A 19,233-nucleotide genomic window follows, 5' to 3' on the forward strand; every position below is an offset into this window, starting at 1 on the left:
GGTGTGTGTTTTTTGTGGGGGGCTTTGTTTTTTGCCCCACCCCCGGGCGGGGGGGCGGGGGACGGGGGGTGGGCGGGCCCCCCGGGTTTCCCGTCGGCCCGGCCTCCCCCGGCTCACCCCACCGGCATGCTCACCCCACCGGCATGAACTCGGGGAGCGTGAGGGCCGAATGGGCCGGTCGGCCCTCGGCGGCGGCGGGCATCGCGCTGAGATTGCGCAGCATGTCGTTGCGCTGCTCCAGGGCCCGGGCGGTGGTCGGGAAGAGGGTGGCGTCGCCCTCGCCGACCTGGTCCTGGTTCAGGGTCACAAACGCACGCGTGGTGTCTTCGTACGCGGCGAAGCCCTCGGCGTGGTCCCGGCCGGCCAGGGAACCGGCGAGCATGTACGCGCCGACGAGCGCGAGGCTGGAGCCCTGTCCGGTGAGGAACGAGGGCGCGTACGCGGCGTCGCCCACCAGCGCGACCCTGCCGCTGGACCAGCGGGGCATGCGGATCTGGCTGACCGTGTCGAAGAACAGGTCGTCCGCGTCGCGCAGGGCGGCGAGCATGCCGGGGACCTCCCATCCGGCGTCGGCGAAGACCGAGGCGACCAGGTCCCGTTGGGCTTCCGGGTTCCGGAACGCGTCGTACGGCGGTTCCGGGCGGGCGAAGTTCAGGAAAGCGTGTACGTCGTCGTTCTCCCCCACGGCGTAGAGCGCGGCGGCCCGGCCCGGGGTGTTCCACATCATCAGCTCATCGCGGAGCCCGAAGGTGTTGGGCATGGTGAATCCGGCGAAGCAGTAGCCGAGGTACCGGTGGAACCGCTCCTCGGGGCCGAACAGGAACTCACGGGTGCGGGAGTGCAGCCCGTCCGCGCCGAAGACCAGGTCGTACGTACGCCTGCCGCCCCCGTGGAAGGTGACGTCGACCCCGTGGCCGGACTGGTCGAGGGTGGCGATGGAGTCGTCGAACACGAACTCCACGTCGTCACGGACCGCCGCGTAGAGGGCGCTGGTCAGATCCCCGCGCCGGACCTCCAGGTCCCGTCCCGCGACACCGCCGGTGAGGGGGTGGGGGTTGACCGAGGCCACCTCGCCGCCGTCCCCGTCGAGGAAGGTCAACCGGCGCAGGTCGATGTGGGCGTCCCGCAGCCGGGGCAGGATTCCCATCCTCCGGACGACGTCGAGTGCGGTGCCGCGCACGTCGATGGGGTAGCCACCGCCACGCAGCGCGCCCGCCTTCTCGACGACCGTGACCTCGAATCCGTAGCGGTTCAGCCAGTACGCGAGGGCGGGCCCCGCGACGCTGGCCCCGGATATCAGGGCCGTGCGTCTCAACAGATCGGTGCGGGTCATTCTTTGACTCCTTTGCCCATGGTGCGGGTGACGAACAGGGACAGCGCCGTGACGACGGCGGCTATGACGAAGCCGGCGACGAAGGCCGATTCGGCCGGGACATCCGACCCGGCAGGGGTCGCGGCGGTGAGGAGCGCCCCGCTGACCTGCGCCCCCACGGCGAAGCCGAGCACGCGCGTCACCAGGACCAGGCTGGTGGCGATGCCGGTGTCACCTTGATCGACGGAGGTGGCGGTGCCGGTCACCATCGCCGTCACGCACAGGCCGTTGGCCAGCGCGATGAACATCTTGCCGAGGACGAGGTGCCAGATCTCGGTGTGCACGGCCGACAGGGCGAGCAGGGCGGCGGCCATCATGACGACCCCGGCGGTGACCACGGCGCGCGAGCCGAACCGCCGCGCCCCGATCCCACCGAGCGGCCCGGCCAGCGACGCGGCCACGGCGCCGGGCAGCAGGAAGAAGCCGATCGCGGTGGCGCTGGCCCCGAATCCGTACGCGTCGGAGTCCACCGCGAGCAGCTGCGGGACGAGATAGACCCCGAACGAGGTCCCGACGCAGATCACGAACGTCAGCACGCACGACTTCCACACGGCGGGCCGGGCCAGCATGTTCAGGTCGACCATCGGCGAGGCCGCGCGGCGCTCGACGGCGATCCATCCGGTCACGAAGGCGGCCAGCACCACGACGAGGGCGCCGAGTACGAGTGGCTGCGAGCCGAGTTCGGGCGCCGCCGCGAGCACGAGCATGAGCGTGATCAGCGTCCCGCTCAGGAGGAGCAGACCGGGCCAGTCGACCCCGGTCTCGTCCGACCGGCCGGGCGGGTCGTGCGGCATCAGCCGGTTCACCAGCAGGGTGGACCCGATGACCGCGATCGTCGGCAGCGCGAACATCCAGTGCCGGGAGAGCTGTTCCGCCACGGGCCCGGCCGACAGCGTTCCCGCCATCCCGCCGCCCACGAACATCCCGCTGACCACCCCGATGGCCACCTTCGACTCCCCCTCGGGGAGGTGTTTGCGCACCACGATGAACGAGAGGGGCAGCGCGCCCACCATCGCCCCCTGCAGGACCTGACCGAGCAGCAGCACCGGCAGGTTCGGCGCCAGGGAGGACACCAGGCCACCGGCCGAGACCACCGCCATCAGCCGGATCAGGACCCGTTTTCCGCCGTAACGGTCGCCTAATTTGCCCGCGACCGGCGTGATGAGCGCGCCGGTGATGAGCAACATGATGCTGAGCAGCGCCCCTTCGGCGGGACTCATGTCCAGTTCGCGCTGCAGGAGCGGGAGCGTCGGCGTCACCACCGACTCCAGGGCACCGGTGGCGACGGCCAGCGCGCCGAGGGCTCCGACAGCGGCCCTGCCGATGTGGACCGGGGGAGCGAGAGTTGCGGTCATGGACGTCCTTCCGTCATTGCCGGGCGAGCCATGCCAGGCCCGGCGCTCATTACTACACTACACGGTGCAGTGTAGAACGGTTAGGATGAACCCATGCCGACCACGAAGACCCTGCGCGAGGGGTCCACGCGCAAGCGGGCCGCCATCCTCACGGCGGCCCGGGAACTGTTCCTCGCCGACGGCTTCGACCGGTCCAGCGTCGACGCGGTCGCCGCCCGGGCCGAGGTGTCCAAGCGGACGGTCTACGACTACTTCGGCGACAAGCAGACGCTGCTGCGGGCCGTCGTCGACTCCGTTGGCGAGTCACTGATCACGACGATCCGGCGCACCCTCGACGACACCCTCACCGGCCTCACCGAGGCCGGTGAGCTGGAGGACGCCCTGGTCACGTTCTCGATGCGCATCGCGACCGACATGCTCGGCTCGGCGGAGTACGCGACGCTGCAACGCCTGGTCCGGGCCGAATCCGGCCACCTGCCGCACCGGGGCTACAACTCCATGGCCGACACCCCCGACGAGGCCCTGGCCGAGCGGTTCGCCGCCCTCGCCTCGGCCGGGCTGCTCGACGTCCCCGACCCCCGGCTCGCGGCCGACCAGTTCATCGCGCTGACCTTCGGCGTCGCGCTGGACAGGCTCGGTTCCGCGAACGCCACGGAGGACACCCGCGTCCGGCCGCTCGTCGTGGAGGGAGTACGGACCTTCCTCCGGGCCTACCGGACCGCGTAGGCCCTGCGGTCAGTCCTTACGGCCCGTGGCGGCAACCGTGCCGCCGAGGCCGATCATCGTCAGGCCACCGGCCCCGCCGACCAGCGCGAGGCGCTGCGGGGAGCGAGTGAACCAGCCCCGGGCGGTGGCAGCACATGGCCCTGGTCGCGGTCCACGAACTGAGGCAGGACGGCGGCGAAGAAGACGATGGTCTTGGGGTTCGCCACCCCGACCGTGAACCCTTCGCCCAGGGTGCGCAGACGGCCGTAAGGGGCCGGGCCGAGGGCGTACGAGCCGAGGGTGTTGCCGAGGACCGTGGTGAGGGCGGCGCGGCGGCCCTGGGCCAGCGCCCGTCCGATCACGAACAGCACGCTGGGCCCGGGGACGACGATCAGCAGCAGCGACATGGCCGCGAAGGCCAGCAGACGGTCGGTGGGCGGAATACGGGCCAGCGTAATGACCGGACACCGCCGCCGCCCATGGGTTAATCCCGCGCGAGGCGCAGACGCGGCCAAGGCGCCAGGTCGGTGAGGAGTTGGCGGTCGTGGGTGGCGACGATGACGGCCGCCGGGGTGTCGAGCAGGGCGGTGGTCAGCTCGTCGACCAGGACGGACGAGAGATGGTTGGTGGGCTCGTCGAAGATGATCAGGTGGGGGCGGGCGGCCAGCCGCAAGGCCAGGTCGAGGCGGCGCTGCTGGCCCAGGGACATGCGGGCCACCGGGGTGCGCATCGCCTCGCGGTCCAGCAGGCCCGTCGCGCCCAGCGGTACGAGGTCGCGCTCGCTCACCTCGCCGTGGACGACCAGCCGCCCCACGTACTGGTCGTACACCTGCCGGGCCGTGAACTCCCCCGGCCAGGACGGGACTTCCTGCGCGACCATCGCCACCCGCGCACCGGAGAGGTGGCGCACCGTGCCGTTCGTCGGGGTGAGGGCGTCGGCGAGGACGGACAGCAAGGTGGACTTTCCCGTGCCGTTCTCGCCGGTGATCAGCAGGCGGTCTCCGCCGTCGACATCGAGGGTGACGGGGGTGGTGAGCCGCCCTGCGACCGTCACGTCCCGCACGCGGACCAGCGCCGCGCCGGTACGGGTGGCCAGGTCGGGCCAGCGCAGGGACAGCGGCGGCTGGGGCACGGTGATGCGGTGTGCCTCCAGCGCCTCCCGCTCGCGGTTGAGCGCCTGCACCACGCCCGGCGCCCGGGACTGGCGCTGGTGTTTGCCGGTGCCCTTCGCGGGGCGCCATCCGGTGCTGAGCCGGTCGCGGGCCTGGTCGACGGCGACGGTCAGGCGGCGGTGTTCGGCCTGCTGCTCCTCGTAGTCCTGGATCCACCGCTCGCGGTCGCGGCGGCGGCCGTCCTGCCACGCCTCGTAGCCACCGGCGTACAGGCGCGGGCGCCCGTCCTGGCTGGGGTCCAGGTCCAGGAACTCCCGCGCGACGTCGCGCAGCAGCGCGCGGTCGTGGCTGACCAGGGCCACTCCCCCGCCGTGGCCGCGCAGCCGGTCGGTGAGGAAGGCCAGGCCATCGGCGTCGAGGTGGTTGCTCGGCTCGTCGAGCAGCAGGATGTCGTGCCAGGCGCCGAGCAGGCAGGCCAGCCGCACCCGGTAGCGCTGGCCCACCGACAGGGTGGACAGCTCACGGGTGCGGTCGGTGCACGCGTGCAGGGCCTCCAGGGCGATGTCGACGCGCCGGTCGGCATCCCAGGCGTCCAGCCGGGTGGCGGCCTCCAGCGCCTCGGCGTACCGGTCGTCGGCGCCCTCCGCCCCCTGGGCCAGGTCGGCGGCGGCCAGGTCCAGGGCGGCGAGGGCCGCGTGGGCGGCCCGGAGCGCGTCGGCGGTCAGCGTGCCGACGGTCTCGCCGGAGCGGGAGTGCAGGGCCTGGCGGGCGAGACCGAAGGTGCCCGCCCGGTGCACGGAGCCGCTGTCGGGCGCGAGAAGACCGGCCAGCACATGCAGCAGCGTGGTCTTGCCACGGCCGTTCTCGCCGACGATGGCCAGCCGGGAGCGGGCGGAGACGGTGAGGGACACGGACCGGAGGATCTGCCGCGCGCCACGCGTGACGGTGATGTCATCGGCGCGCAGCTGGGCGTTCTGGGGCAGGCTCGAAGAGCCCACAGAAAAAGGGGAAGACACAGGGTGCTCCGCAGCTCGGGATGGAGCCGGGCAGCATGCGAGAGGCCGCCCGGCGGAAGGCCGGAACGGCGGGCAGGGAGAAGGCTCGGTGCGCCGCCGTCAGCGGCGGATGCGGGGCCTCATGAACCACATTCCTGTGCACATGCGGACGAGAATACGTGGGAGGGCGCGGCGCGTTCAAACCAATTACGCGCCGCGCCCCCTCAGTTGGCCCGTCAGGCGATGCGCTCCAGAACGATCGGCTTCGCGCTGAACGCGGTGTCCGCCGAGGCGTAGTCGGTGGCGCCGTCCAGCGCCTCCAGCGCGTACCCGAACGTGCCGGGGGTGTCCGTGTGGAGGGTCAGCAGGGGCTGCCCGGCGGTGACCCGGTCGCCCGGCTTGGCGTGGATCTCGATGCCCGCGCCCGCCTGCACGGGGTCCTCCTTACGGGCCCGCCCGGCGCCCAGCCGCCAGGCGGCGACGCCCACCGCGTACGCGTCGAGGCGGGTGAGGACGCCGCTCGACTCCGCCGTGACGACGTGCTGTTCGCGGGCCACCGGGAGCGCCGCGCCGGGGTCGCCGCCCTGGGCGGTGATCATGCGCCGCCATACGTCCATGGCGGTGCCGTCGGCCAGCGCCTTCGCGGGGTCGGCGGCCGTCAGACCGGCCGCGTCGAGCATCTCGCGGGCCAGGGCGAGGGTGAGTTCGACGACGTCGGCGGGGCCGCCGCCCGCCAGCACCTCGACGGATTCGCGGACTTCGAGCGCGTTGCCCGCGGTCAGCCCGAGCGGGGTGGACATGTCGGTGAGCAGGGCGGTGGTGCGGACGCCGTGGTCGGTGCCGAGACCGACCATGGTGGCGGCCAGTTCGCGGGCGGCGTCGATGTCCTTCATGAAGGCGCCGGAGCCCGCCTTGACGTCCAGGACCAGGGAGCCGGTGCCCTCGGCGATCTTCTTCGACATGATCGAGGAGGCGATGAGCGGGATCGACTCGACCGTGCCGGTGACGTCGCGCAGCGCGTAGAGCTTCTTGTCGGCGGGCGCGAGGCCGTCGCCCGCCGCGCAGATGACGGAGCCCGCGTCGCGCAGCACGCCGAGCATCTCGTCGTTCGAGAGCGAGGCCCGCCAGCCGGGGATGGCCTCCAGCTTGTCGAGGGTGCCGCCGGTGTGGCCGAGGCCCCGGCCGGAAAGCTGCGGTACGGCCGCGCCGCAGGCGGCGACCAGGGGCGCCAGCGGGAGGGTGATCTTGTCGCCGACGCCGCCCGTGGAGTGCTTGTCGGCGGTCGGGCGGGGCAGCGAGGAGAAGTCCATCCGCTCACCGGAGGCGATCATCGCGGCGGTCCAGCGGGCGATCTCCGCGCGGTCCATGCCGTTCAGGAAGATGGCCATGGCGAGGGCGGACATCTGCTCGTGGGCGACCTCGCCGCGCGTATAGGCGTCGATGATCCAGTCGATCTGGGCGTCGCTCAGGCGGCCGCCGTCGCGCTTGGCTCGGATGACGGAGATGGCGTCCATGGGCGCAGGGGCCTTTCGTAAACGGGCGTGACAGGGGGCGCGCAGGCGTTACGGCGCGCTGATACGGGCCAGGTCGGCCGGGCCGAACGCGTCCGGGAGGAGTTCGGCGAGCGGCCGGATGCCGGACGCCGTGTCCACCCGCAGCTCGGGGCCGCCGTGCTCCCACAGCAGCTGGCGGCAGCGGCCGCACGGCATCAGCACGGCCCCGTCGCGGTCGCAGCAGGTGAAGGCGGTGAGGCGGCCGCCGCCGGTGGCGAAGAGGGCGGAGATCAGGCCGCATTCGGCGCACAGCGCGACGCCGTACGCCGCGTTCTCCACGTTGCAGCCGCTGACCGTGCGGCCGTCGTCGACGAGGGCGGCGGCGCCCACGGGGAAGCGGGAGTAGGGGGCGTAGGCCCGGGACATGGCGTCCCGGGCCTCCGCGCGCAGCGCCTCCCAGTCGGGAGCCGCCGCGGCAGGTGGTGTCATGTGCCCTGTCCCTTCCGGTAGGGCTTGTTGTTGGCCTTGGGCATCCGCAGCCGCTGCGCCGCGAGCCCCATGACCAGCAGGGTGACGATGTACGGGGTCGCCGGGACCAGGTCGTTGGCCACGGTCTCCGTCAGGGCGTACCACAGGACAAGCAGCACGGCGGCGCCGCCGCACACCGCGCCCGCGACGTACTTCTTACGGGAGAGCCGCCAGGCCGCCAGCAGGGCGAGTCCGAGGGCCACCAGGAGGAGCAGCGCGTGGACGGTGGCGCCGCCGTTGCGCAGCTGGAGGGCGTCGGAGTAGCCGAAGAGGCCCGCGCCCATGGCCAGGCCCCCGGGCCGCCAGTTGCCGAAGAGCATGGCGGCGAGGCCGATGTAGCCCCGGCCGCCGGTCTGGCCCTCGTTGTAGATGTGGGAGCGGACGAGGGCGAGGAAGACGCCGCCGAGTCCGGCGAGGCCGCCGGAGATGACCACGGCCGCGTACTTGTAGAGGTAGACGTTGACGCCGAGGGATTCGGCGGCGGTGGGGTTCTCGCCGCAGGACCGCAGCCGCAGCCCGAACGAGGTCTTCCACAGGACGAAGAAGGTGCCCGCGAAGAGCAGGATCGCGACGATGGTCAGCGCGGAGATGTCGGTGACCAGGCCGCCGAGCAGGCCCGCGAGGTCGGAGACCAGGAACCAGTGGTGGTTCTCGACGGTGGCCAGCCCGTCGGAGAGGCCCGGCACGGTGAACGACTGGATGTCGTCGACCTGCGGGGACTGCTTGGGGCTGCCGCCGATGTCGGACAGCGGCTCGAACCAGCGCTTGGCGAGGTAGGTGGTGGCGCCGAGCGCGAGGATGTTGATCGCGACACCGGAGATGATGTGGTCCACGCCGAAGGTGACGGTGGCGATCGCGTGCACCAGACCGCCGACCGCGCCGCCGAGGACCCCGGCGAGGACGCCCACCCAGGGGTTGGTCTGGTAGCCCGCCCAGGCGCCGAAGAAGGTGCCGAGGATCATCATGCCTTCGAGGCCGATGTTGACGACGCCCGCCCGCTCGGCCCACAGTCCGCCGAGCCCGGCGAGCCCGATGGGCACGGCCATGGAGAGGGCGGCGCCGATCTGGCCCGAGGAGGTGATGTTCTCGAAGGCGGACTCCTGACCGCCGCCGACGAGGGCGCGCAGCACGGACAGCGCGACCAGCGCCCCGGCGATGATCAGGAGGACGGTGGCGACGGACATCCGGGAGCCCCGCTTGGGCGCCTTCCCGGGTGTGGTGCTGTCCTTGGTGACGGTAGCCGTGGCGCTCATACCGCCACCTCCTTCTTGTCCTTGTCGCCCTTGTCGCTCTTACGCGCCTGGGCGGCGAGTTCCGCGCCGACCCGCTGCTGCTGGCGCTTGAGGCCGTAGCGGCGCACCAGTTCGTACGCGATGACGACGCACAGGACGATCACGCCCTGCATGACGCCGACGATCTCCTTGTCGTAGCCCTCGAACTCCAGCCGGTTGGCGCCGCGCTCCAGGAAGCCCCACAGCAGCGCGGCCAGCGCGATGCCGACCGGGTTGTTGCGGCCGAGCAGCGCGATGGCGATGCCGGTGAAGCCGATACCGGCGGGGAAGTCGGAGGTGAACTGGTGGGTGTCGTTGAGCAGGGTCGGCATGCCGATGAGTCCGGCCATCGCGCCGGAGAGCAGCATGCTGGTGAGCACCATGCGCTTGACGTCCACGCCGCTGGCCTGGGCGGCGGACTCGGAGCGGCCCACCGCGCGCAGGTCGAAGCCGAAGCGGGTGCGGCCGAGGAGGAACCAGAAACCGGCCCCGGCGAGCGCGGCGACGACGATGAAGCCCCAGATGGGGTCGAGGTCGCCACCGGCCGGGATGGTGAAGAAGTGGCTGGAGGAGGGCAGCGGCTCGGTGGCCACGATGTTGGTGTCCTTGTCGAGGACGGCCAGCCGCCCGTCGACCAGCAGATAGCTGATGAGGATGGAGGAGAGGGAGTTCAGCATGATGGTGCTGATCACCTCGCTGACGCCCCGGTAGACCTTGAGCAGTCCGGCGATGGACGCCCACATCGCGCCGACCAGCATGGCGACGAGGATGATCAGCGGGATCTGCACCAGACCCGGGAGTTCGAGCGCCCCGCCGACGACGGCGGCGAAGAAGGCACCGAGCCGGTACTGACCGTCGACGCCGATGTTGAACAGGTTCATCCGGAAGCCGACGGCCACCGCGAGACCCGCCAGGTAGTACGTCGTCGCCTTGTTGAGGATGTAGACCTGGCTGTCCGCCTTGATGCCGTGGTCGAACATGATGCCGAAGGCGTTGAACGGCGCCTTGCCGGTGGCGGCCAGCACCAGGGCGGTCAGCAGGAACGCGGCGACGAGCGCGAGCAGCGGGGCCGCGACCGCGAGGAGCACCCGCTCCTTGTCGAACTTCTTCATCGGTCCTCTCCCCCGGTCGTCTCCGCCGCAAGGTCTTCCGCGGGGTCTTCCGCGGGGTCTTCCGCAGGGCTTTCCAGGTGGCCGGAGGCCGCGCCGGTCATGGCCGAGCCCAGCTCCTCCGGGGTGATCGTGGCGGGGTCCGCGTCGGCGACCAACCGGCCCCGGTACATGACCCGCAGGGTGTCGGACAGGCCGATCAGCTCGTCCAGGTCGGCGGAGATCAGCAGCACGGCCAGGCCCTCGCGGCGCGCGGTGCGGATCTGGTCCCAGATCTGCGCCTGCGCGCCGACGTCCACGCCGCGCGTCGGATGCGCGGCGATGAGCAGCTTGGGGTGGTGGCTCATCTCCCGGCCGACGATCAGCTTCTGCTGGTTGCCGCCGGACAGCGAGGCCGCGGTGACCTCGATGCCGGGGGTACGGACGTCGTACGCGGCGACGATGCGCTCGGTGTCACGGCGGGCGGCGGCCGGGTTGAGCAGGCCGCCCTTGCTGTTGGGCGGCTCGGTGACATGGCCGAGGACGCGGTTCTCCCACAGCGGGGCCTCCAGCAGCAGGCCGTGCCGGTGGCGGTCCTCGGGGATGTAGCCGATGCCGTCCTCGCGCCGCTTGCGGGTGGGGGCGTGGGAGATGTCGGCACCGTCGAGGGTGACGGTGCCCGCGTCGGGGTCGCGCATCCCCATGATGGCCTCGACCAGTTCGGCCTGGCCGTTGCCCTCGACCCCGGCGATGCCGAGGACTTCGCCCTTGTGGATGGTGAAGCCGATGTCGTCCAGGACGGCCCGCTCGACGCCGTCCACGTCGGTGGCGGTGAGCCGCACCCCGTCCAGCCGCAGCATCTCGGTGTCGGTGACGGTGGATTCGCGGGTCTCCGGGGAGGGCAGTTCGCTGCCGACCATCAGCTCGGCGAGCCGCCGCGGATCGGTCTCGGAGGGGACGACGGAGGCCACCGTCGTACCGCGCCGGATGACGGTGATGTCGTCGGCCACGGAGAGGACTTCGCCCAGCTTGTGGGAGATGAACAGGACGGTCAGGCCCTCGGCCTTGAGGTCGCGGAGGTTGGCGAAGAGCGCGTCGACCTCCTGCGGGACGAGGACCGCGGTGGGCTCGTCGAGGATGAGGGTGCGGGCGCCCCGGTAGAGGACCTTGAGGATCTCCACGCGCTGGCGGTCCGCGACGCCGAGGTCCTCGACCATGACGTCCGGGCGGACGCCGAGCCCGTAGGCGTCGGAGATCTCCTTGATGCGGGCGCGCGCCTTGCCGCCGATGCCGTGCAGCTTCTCCGCGCCGAGGACGACGTTCTCCAGCACGGTGAAGTTGTCGGCGAGCATGAAGTGCTGGTGCACCATGCCCACGCCCCGGGATATGGCGTCCGCCGGGGAGTGCAGTTCTACGGGTGCGCCGTCGAGGGCGATGGTGCCCTCGTCGGGGCGCTGCATCCCGTAGAGGATCTTCATCAGGGTGGACTTGCCCGCGCCGTTCTCGCCCACGAGGGCGTGCACGGTGCCGCGTCGCACGGTGATGTCGATGTCGTGGTTGGCGACGACTCCGGGGAACCGCTTGGTGATTCCGCGGAGTTGGACGGCAACGTCTCCGACGTCACCGGCGGGGGCGCCCTTGGGCGGGCTGGCGGCTGTGATGGCGCACTCCTGAGGGGCGAGAGCGTGTAGTAAAGGGGCGCGCCCAAGGGCACGCCCCCTCAGGTCCGTCGGCGACAGGCTCGTCGGCGACGGGGGACCGGTTACTTGTAGGTGTCCGCGACCTTGATCTTGCCGTCGACGATCTTCTTCTTCGCCGCCTCGATCTTCGGCTTGATGTCGTCGATGAAGCCGCCGGAGTACGAGAGGCCGACGCCGCCGCGCTTGAGGTCGTAGGACTGCACGCCGTGCTCGGACTTCTTGTCCTTGACGACGCTCTTGATGAAGTCGTAGACCGAGCCGTCCACGTTCTTGACCATGGAGGTCAGTATCGACGCCTTGTACGCGGACAGGCCCTTGTCGTAGTACTGGTCGCCGTCGACGCCGATCGACCAGGTGCCCTTCTTCTTGCCGGTCGCCTCGATGGCGCCCGCGCCGGAGCCGCCGGCCGCGGAGAAGATCACGTCGGTCTTGTTGGAGAGCATGCCCTCGGCGATGTCCTTGCCGCGGTCCGGCATGCCGAAGCCCTTGGGCGAACCGACCTGGACCCACTGGACGTCGAGGGACGCCTTGGGGTTGGTGTCCTTCAGGCCCTGCTGGAAGCCGCCCGCGAACTTCTTGATCAGCGCGCTGTCGGTGCCGCCGATGAACCCGACCTTGTTGGTCTTGGTCTTGAGCGCGGCGGCCACCCCGGCGAGGTACGAGCCCTCGTGCTCGGCGGAGACCAGGCTGGCGACGTTCTTGGAGTCGACGACGGAGTCGACGATCCCGAAGTCCGTGTCGGGGTACTTCTTGGCGGCCTTGGCCAGCGAGGGGGTCCACGCGTAGCCGACGCCGACGACGGGGTTGTAGCCCGCCTCGGCCAGGCTGGAGAGCTTGTCGTAGCGGTCGGCGTCGGTGTCGCCGTCCTTCGCGGTCAGCTCCTTGCCCTTGATCTTGAAGTCCTTGAGGGCGCGGTCGTAGCCCTTGGCGGCGGAGTCGTTGAAGGAGTGGTCGCCGCGGCCGCCGACGTCATAGGCGAGGCCGACGCCGGCGTCCTTGCTTCCCTCTTCGGAGCTGCTGCCGCAGGCGGTGACGGTCATGGCGAGAGCCGCGGTGGCGATGCCCGCGACAGCTATCGTGGATACCCGGCGCACGAGGGTCCCCTCTGAATCTCGAAGCGCCTCTCTGCGGCGCTGGCTCCGCCGCATCGTAACGCGCGTAGATCCCAGATAAAGGCCCGCTCCGAAGCCGTTATCGGATCGTCGCGAACCCCTTGTGACAGCTGGGTCTACAGCACGTTGCGATCAAGCAAAGCGGCGGCGGTGAACAGCTCGACGCCCACCTGGATGGCGCCCTCGTCCACGTCGAAGTCGCCCACGTGCAGGTCGCGTCGGGTGGTGTCGCCGACCCTGCGCACGCCGAGCCGGGCCATCGCGCCGGGCACCCGCTCCAGGTACCAGGAGAAGTCCTCGCCGCCGAGGCTCTGTTCGGTGTCCTCGACCGCGTACGAACCCCGGCGGGCCACCATCGCGTCGCGCAGCAGCTCGGTGGAGGTCTCCTCGTTGACCACCGGCGGGACCCCGCGGATGTAGTTGATCTCCGACTTGGCGCGGTGGAGGGTGGCGACCTCGTCGATCGCGGCGTGCACCAGGTCCGGGGCGGCGCGCCAGGCGGGCAGGTCCAGGCAGCGGACCGTGGCGGACAGCTCGGCGTGCTGCGGGATGACGTTGCAGGCGTGGCCGGACTCGACCCGGCCCCAGGTGACGGCGAGGCCGGAGCGGGCGTCGACCCGGCGGGCCAGCAGCGCGGGCACCTCGGTGATCACCTTGGCGGTCGCGGTGACCAGGTCGGTGGTGAGGTGGGGGCGGGCGGTGTGGCCGCCGGGGCCGTCGAGGGAGATCTCCAGCCGGTCGCAGGCGGAGGTGATGGGCCCGGTGCGCAGCCCGACCCGGCCGACCTCGACCTTGGGGTCGCAGTGGAGGGCGAGGATCCGGCCCACACCGTCCAGGGCGCCGCCCTCGATCGCGTCGGCGGCGCCGCCCGGCAGGACCTCCTCGGCGGGCTGGAACAGCAGCCGCACCGGGCGCCGCAGCCTGCCCTCGCGGGCCAGCTCGGCGAGGACCAGACCGGCGCCGAGGACCACGGTGGTGTGGACGTCATGGCCGCAGGCGTGGGCGCGGTCGGCGACGGTGGAGCGGTACGGGACGGTCTTGGTGTCCGGGATGGGGAGGGCGTCGATGTCGCCGCGCAGGGCGAGCGCCGGGGTCACTCCGTCCCACGGGCCGATGTCACAGATGAGGCCGGTGCCACTGGGCAGGACGCGGGGCTCAAGGCCCGCCTTCTCCAGCCGCGCCTTGAGGGCGGCGGTGGTGCGGAACTCGCAGTTGCCCAGCTCGGGGTGCATGTGCAAGTCCCGCCGGAAGGCGATCAGTTCGGCGCGCAGCTCATCGGGGAGCGCGCCGGGCAGTGCCGCGTCGGCGGAAGGTGTGGCATCGGTCTCGTCGAGGGACATCAATTGCTTCACCCAATGAAGCGTAGAACGACCATGGGGTGGAGCGAATGTCGATCAACAAAACTTCAACCCGTTCGGGGCGGGAAAGTACCCCGGCCGGTGCATGATCTGCCTAGTCAGGGGGTAGAAAGCTACGCTTCTCGGCGAGCGTGTGATCGTTTCGTGAGAAGCGCCACATGGGGTACCCCCTGGCTTGCGACAGGGGCCCTACGACATGGCGAGCGGGGTGTCGGGGGCCGCGGTGGACGGCACCGTACCGGGCCGCTGGACGTCCCGGGCGGTGTCGGTGACGCCCGACAGGAAGCCCTGGGCGCGCGGGGACGCGTCGCTGGTCAGCCAGGCGGGGTCGACGTCGTACACGGCGACCTTCACCTCGGTGCCCGCGAGCGCGAGCGGCAGGGTGTGCACCACGGTGGACGGGAAGCTCACGATGGTGTGCCCGATGGGGCCGCGCCGCGCTATCAGCTCCAGCGGCAGGTCGGGCCGTACGATCTCCAGCCCCACCTCGTGCGACACCCGGCTGAGCTTCTCGGCGCTCTCCCGGCGGTGGGCGAAGTAGCGGGTGGCCCCGTGGGCCTCGGCCAGCCCCGCGACCGCCTCCAGATAGCGCTCCAGGTCGACCACGCCGGTCTCCACCAGGGACGTGCCCACCAGGTCGGTGCCCCGGGTGAGCCGGGGCGGGCCGAAGCGGGCCCGGGTCCAGGCGAAGTCGTTGGCGGTGATGGTGACCCCGGGGGGCGGTTCGACCGGCATCGAGCTGAACACCTCGACTCGGCGCTTCTGACCCGGGGTGAGCTTGCGGCGCGCGGTGGCGGAGAACGGCGCGAACACCATGTCGCGCGCGCCCCGGCTGTTGCCGCGCCGGTGCCAGCGCTCCAGGCGCTCCCCGTTGGCCAGCTGGGAGATGAACTCCATGGTGGCCGTGCCGTCGTCCACCACGACCAGGTCCTTGGCCTTGGTGAGGGTCAGCAGCAGCTGGACGTAGCGGGAGAACGGATCCCCGATCACCACCCGGGAGGCCCGGCGCAGCGGTCCGCGCAGCCCGCCGATGGTCTTCAGCGGGGCACCGGCCCCGCCCCGCGCGTCCTCCCAGCGCACCGTGACGCCCTCGTCGCGCGCCAGCTCGGCCATCCGGCGCAGCTGGCCACGGGTCATCGGATCGTGCGGGGAGAGCACGACGACGGTGAGCGCGGCGGCGTCCTGCCCCGGGGCGCGCAGCGAGTCGGCGTACGCCCACTCCAGCACGTTGAGGAGCTGCACCGGGCTTTCGACGAAGGCGAGGGTGGTGGCGGACTTCGCGCCGCTCCCGGACATCACACCGTCCACAGTTGCACCGTCCACAGACATCACACCGTCCGAAGACATCACACCGTCCAAGGGCAGGGCCCGGAAGCGGCGGGTGTCCCCCGAGAAGTCGAGGGATCCCGCCGCTTCCGGGCGCGGGCCGGTCCGACCGGCCACAGGCATCACGGAGATGAGCCTCAGACCGAGACGGGCTCGCGGTCGGCGGCCTCGGTCTCGGCGACCACACCGGAGACCCGGCGCAGCTTCTTCATCGGGCCCAGCTCGCTCTCGTAGACCTTCTTGACGCCGTCACCGAGCGACTCCTCGACCACGCGGATGTCACGCACCAGACGGGCGAGACCCTGCGGCTCGACGGAGGCGGCCTGGTCCGAGCCCCACATGGCGCGGTCCAGGGTGATGTGGCGCTCGACGAACGCGGCGCCGAGCGCGACGGCGGCCAGCGTGGTCTGCAGACCGGTCTCGTGGCCGGAGTAGCCGATCGGCACGTTGGGGAACTCGGCCTGCAGCGTGTTGATCACGCGCAGGTTCAGCTCCTCGGCCTTGGCCGGGTACGTGGAGGTGGCGTGGCACAGCAGGATGTTCTCGCTGCCCAGCACCTCCACCGCGTGGCGGATCTGCTTCGGGGTGGACATGCCCGTCGACAGGATGATCGTGCGGCCGGTGGCGCGCAGGGCGCGCAGCAGCTCGTCGTCGGTCAGCGAGGCGGAGGCCACCTTGTGCGCCGGGACGTCGAACTTCTCCAGGAAGGCGACGGCCTCGGTGTCCCACGGGGAGGCGAACCAGTCGATGCCGCGCTTGGCGCAGTGCTCGGAGATGGCGCGGTACTCGTCCTCGCCGAACTCCACGCGGTGGCGGTAGTCGATGTAAGTCATCCGGCCCCAGGGGGTGTCCCGCTCGATGTCCCACTGGTCACGCGGGGTGCAGATCTCCGGGGTTCGCTTCTGGAACTTGACCGCGTCACAGCCGGCGTCGGCGGCCGCGTCGATCAGCTTGAACGCGTTCTCCAGGTCGCCGTTGTGGTTGATGCCGATCTCACCGGTGACGTAGACCGGGTTGCCGGGGCCGGCGGTCTTCGCGCCGAGGGTGCGGAGGCGAGAGTTGGAGCTCACTTAAGACAGTTCCTTTCCGAGAATCCACGAGGCGATCTCGCGGATCGCGCCGTCTCCTCCGTGCGTGGAGGTGACCGCACGTGCGGCGCCGCGCACGACGTCGTGCGCACCTGCGACCGCCACGGGCCAGCCGACGAGGCCGAAGCACGGGAGGTCGTTGACGTCGTTGCCGACGTAGAGCACGCGCTCTGGCGCGATGCCCTGCTCCTCGCACCACTGCTTCAGTGCGAGATCTTTTCGGTCGATGCCGTGGAGCACGGGGACCTGCAGCTTGCGGCCCCGTGCGGCGACGACCGGGTTCTTTTCCGTGGACAGGATCAGCAGCGCCAGCTCCGCTCGGCGCAGAGCGGCGATCCCGAGCCCGTCGCCGCGGTGCACGGAGACGAGTTCGCGTCCTTCGGAATCGATCAGCACCCTGTCGTCGGTCTGGGTGCCGTCGAAGTCGAGTACCACCGCGTCGATGTCGTCGCGGGTGGGGAGGGCGCCCGGGCGCTCCGCGTCCAGCAGCGGGGCGAGGGCGCGGGCGCGGGCCAGGTCGTGCGGGTCGTCGACCTCCAGCACCCGGGCGGCGTCGGTGCGCACCAGCTCGGTGCGGCCGAAGAAGCGGTGCCCGGCCTCGCGGAAGCCGCGCGCGTCCATGGCGTAGGCGGCGCCGGTCTCCAGGAAGTCCTGGGGGCGGTCCTGGCGGCGCGGGCGGTACGACTTGTCGTGGTTGACGCCGTTCGCCGCGTCTCCTTGAGTGTCCTCGCCCTCGCGCCACACGAAGCCGTGGAACGGGGCCACGGTCAGCGCGCTGTCCGCGCCCTGCTCGGCGACCGCGCCCGCCACCCCGTCGATGTCCTCGCGGGCGATGAACGGGCTGGTGCACTGCACCAGGAGGACGACGTCCACGGTGGTGCCGTGCGTCGCCTCGTACGCGTCCATCGCGTGGATGACCGCGGCCTCGCTGGTGGCGGTGTCGCCCGCGATGTCGGTGGGCCGCTGGATGACCACGGCGCCCGCGCCGCGCGCCGCGGCGGCGATGCCCGCGTCGTCGGTGGAGACGGCCACGTCGGTCACCAGGCGGGAGGCCCGGCACTCCATGACGGCGCGGGCGACCAGCGGCACACCCCCGACGGCGGCGAGGTTCTTGGCGGGCACGCCCTTCGATCCGCCGCGGGCGGGGATCACGGCGAGCACGCAGGGGCTCGATGCGGGCATGGCGGCTCCTTCAGGGGATTCATCGATGGCTGTCACAGCTCCCCCATCCGCCGGATGACCGGGGCCACGCGCTGCACGCCATGCCGGTAGGCGCCGCGCGCCGCGTCCCGCATGGTGTTGCGTACGGCCCGCCGCAATCCGCTGACCTCGGCCTCGTCCACGGCGGCGCCCGGGCGGGGGCTGCCGTCCGGCTCGAAGCCGTACCGCTGGAGGATCCGGGGCAGATAGCCGGGCGCGGTGGCCCGGGTGTAGTAGGGGGCGAGCGCCGGGAGGGCAACGGCTGCGGCCAGGGCGGAGACCTTGTGCCGGGCGGTGTCGAAGGCGGTCTCGTACGACCCGTCGGCGGCCACGCCTTGGCGGGCCAGCCACTCCGGGTCGGGCTCGGGCCGGTATCCGGCGTCCAGCTCGTCCCACGAGGCCAGGCAGCCGGAGCCCAGGAAGTGGTGGTTGCCCAGCGGCTCCCGGATGCCGAGATCGGTGAGGATCGCGGTCGGGATGGAGCGGTGCAGGGACTCCAGGGCGGCCGTGGAGCTGATGGTCACCAGCAGATCGGTGGTGTCCAGGACCTCGCCCATGTTCCCGTACGCGAGACGGAAGTTGGGCGGCAGCCCGTCGCCGAACTTGGCGATCAGCTTCTGGTACGGCAGTTCCTCGATGTGCGTGGTGTGCTCGCCCGGCTTGGAGCGCAGCTTGACCACGACCTCGCGGTCCGGGTGGCGGCGCGCGTGGTCGACGGCCCGGCGCAGCAGGTACGTACGGTCGGCGCGGTTGTCCGGGACGGACGGCTGGACGGCGAACACCACCGTGCCGCCGGGGTACTTCCGCGCCTGCCGGGCCTTCTCGTCATAGCGGGCGCCGCCGAGGAAGGGCAGCGCGCACTCGGTGACGCTGTCCCCGGAGGTGCCGACGCCGGTGTAGACCTCGCGGAACCGGTCCGCGTCATGGCGCGAGTTGGCGAGCACCACATCGGCGCCGTGCCGCAGCAGCAGGCCGTCGGCGAGCTTCTCGTAGACGACGCCCACATAGCCGGTGACGATCACCGGGCGGCGGGTGGCGCCCTCCCAGGCGTGGGCGAGACCGTGCAGCATGGCCTGGACGCCGCCGCCGACCAGCGACAGCACGATCACGTCGTACCGCTCGCGGTCCATGGACCGGATGAACTCGATGCCCGTCACCTCGCGCAGCGAGTCCGTACGCACCCCGACCTCGGCCAGCTGCCGGACGGTCGGCGTGGCGCGGCCGCGCAGCAGGTAGCCGTCCAGGCGTCGGCCTGAACCAGCGGAACCCGCTTCCGTGGAATCCGAGCTGTCGGGGACGAGGCGCTGCGCGGTGAGCGCGCCCCATTTCCACCGGGTGTCGGAGTCGGCGAGCACGGCTACTCGCACGGGGGATTTGATACGTGAGGACACGTCGGAGACGCTAGGAAGGGATTCCGATTGACGGCCCAACGCAGAAGCAACAAAGGGTTAACAGCGCGTCGACGAATGGCGAATCGGCTGGCTGGAGCAGCGGGTTAACCGTTCCGACGTTCTTCGTTCACCTTTACGT

15 protein-coding genes and 1 pseudogene are annotated in these 19,233 nt (G+C 71.4%); 1 reads left to right on the forward strand and 15 read right to left on the reverse strand.

What is annotated here, in order from left to right:
• Positions 1-130 precede the first annotated feature (130 nt).
• Positions 131-1,333, reverse strand: coding sequence for an FAD-dependent monooxygenase (locus ACFV9T_RS11280; RefSeq protein WP_385438605.1), 1,203 nt, complete (start codon positions 1,331-1,333; stop codon positions 131-133).
• On the reverse strand, positions 1,330-2,727 hold the full coding sequence (locus tag ACFV9T_RS11285; RefSeq protein WP_385438607.1) for an MFS transporter: 1,398 nt from the start codon (positions 2,725-2,727) through the stop codon (positions 1,330-1,332). Before ACFV9T_RS11285 ends, ACFV9T_RS11280 begins: the two co-directional genes overlap by 4 nt.
• Positions 2,728-2,820: 93 nt before the next feature.
• Here ACFV9T_RS11285 and ACFV9T_RS11290 point away from each other — a divergent pair, with 93 nt between their 5' ends.
• Positions 2,821-3,453, forward strand: coding sequence for a TetR/AcrR family transcriptional regulator (locus ACFV9T_RS11290; protein ID WP_385438608.1), 633 nt, complete (start codon positions 2,821-2,823; stop codon positions 3,451-3,453).
• Between the two features lie 9 nt (positions 3,454-3,462).
• Here ACFV9T_RS11290 and ACFV9T_RS11295 read toward each other — a convergent pair.
• From ACFV9T_RS11295 to ACFV9T_RS11355, 13 genes and pseudogenes are all read right to left on the reverse strand, one after another.
• Positions 3,463-3,875, reverse strand: a pseudogene (locus ACFV9T_RS11295) (LysE family translocator).
• Positions 3,876-3,916: 41 nt separating this feature from the next.
• Positions 3,917-5,542 carry an ATP-binding cassette domain-containing protein gene (locus tag ACFV9T_RS11300; protein WP_385438610.1) on the reverse strand — a complete coding sequence of 542 codons (1,626 nt, stop codon included), beginning with the start codon at positions 5,540-5,542 and terminating at the stop codon, positions 3,917-3,919.
• Positions 5,543-5,775: 233 nt separating this feature from the next.
• Complete coding sequence (locus ACFV9T_RS11305) at positions 5,776-7,053, reverse strand: thymidine phosphorylase (protein ID WP_385438612.1); 1,278 nt, start codon at positions 7,051-7,053, stop codon at positions 5,776-5,778.
• A gap of 48 nt (positions 7,054-7,101) precedes the next feature.
• The gene (locus ACFV9T_RS11310) at positions 7,102-7,521 is read right to left on the reverse strand and encodes a cytidine deaminase (RefSeq protein ID WP_385438615.1); all 420 of its coding nucleotides are present in this window, start codon (positions 7,519-7,521) and stop codon (positions 7,102-7,104) included.
• A complete protein-coding gene (locus ACFV9T_RS11315; RefSeq protein ID WP_385438616.1) occupies positions 7,518-8,813 on the reverse strand; it encodes an ABC transporter permease in 1,296 nt (431 codons plus the stop codon). The genes ACFV9T_RS11310 and ACFV9T_RS11315 overlap by 4 nt, the downstream gene beginning before the upstream one ends.
• The gene (locus ACFV9T_RS11320) at positions 8,810-9,943 is read right to left on the reverse strand and encodes an ABC transporter permease (RefSeq protein ID WP_385438618.1); all 1,134 of its coding nucleotides are present in this window, start codon (positions 9,941-9,943) and stop codon (positions 8,810-8,812) included. The genes ACFV9T_RS11315 and ACFV9T_RS11320 overlap by 4 nt, the downstream gene beginning before the upstream one ends.
• Complete coding sequence (locus tag ACFV9T_RS11325; protein ID WP_385438974.1) at positions 9,940-11,580, reverse strand: ABC transporter ATP-binding protein; 1,641 nt, start codon at positions 11,578-11,580, stop codon at positions 9,940-9,942. The genes ACFV9T_RS11320 and ACFV9T_RS11325 overlap by 4 nt, the downstream gene beginning before the upstream one ends.
• Positions 11,581-11,681: 101 nt before the next feature.
• Positions 11,682-12,713, reverse strand: a complete 1,032-nt coding sequence (locus tag ACFV9T_RS11330; RefSeq protein WP_385438621.1) for a BMP family protein — start codon at positions 12,711-12,713, stop codon at positions 11,682-11,684.
• A gap of 134 nt (positions 12,714-12,847) precedes the next feature.
• Positions 12,848-14,071, reverse strand: a complete 1,224-nt coding sequence (locus tag ACFV9T_RS11335; protein WP_385438975.1) for an amidohydrolase — start codon at positions 14,069-14,071, stop codon at positions 12,848-12,850.
• Between the two features lie 207 nt (positions 14,072-14,278).
• Positions 14,279-15,418, reverse strand: coding sequence for a hypothetical protein (locus ACFV9T_RS11340; RefSeq protein ID WP_385438977.1), 1,140 nt, complete (start codon positions 15,416-15,418; stop codon positions 14,279-14,281).
• A 134-nt stretch (positions 15,419-15,552) separates the two neighbouring features.
• Positions 15,553-16,485, reverse strand: a complete 933-nt coding sequence (locus tag ACFV9T_RS11345) for an N-acetylneuraminate synthase family protein (protein ID WP_385438623.1) — start codon at positions 16,483-16,485, stop codon at positions 15,553-15,555.
• Positions 16,486-17,685, reverse strand: a complete 1,200-nt coding sequence (locus ACFV9T_RS11350) for a cytidylyltransferase domain-containing protein (RefSeq protein WP_385438625.1) — start codon at positions 17,683-17,685, stop codon at positions 16,486-16,488.
• Between the two features lie 32 nt (positions 17,686-17,717).
• Positions 17,718-19,094 carry a DUF6716 putative glycosyltransferase gene (locus ACFV9T_RS11355; protein WP_385438627.1) on the reverse strand — a complete coding sequence of 459 codons (1,377 nt, stop codon included), beginning with the start codon at positions 19,092-19,094 and terminating at the stop codon, positions 17,718-17,720.
• Positions 19,095-19,233 lie beyond the last annotated feature (139 nt).

Source organism: Streptomyces sp. NPDC059850 (assembly GCF_042731515.1).
GTDB lineage: Bacteria > Actinomycetota > Actinomycetes > Streptomycetales > Streptomycetaceae > Streptomyces.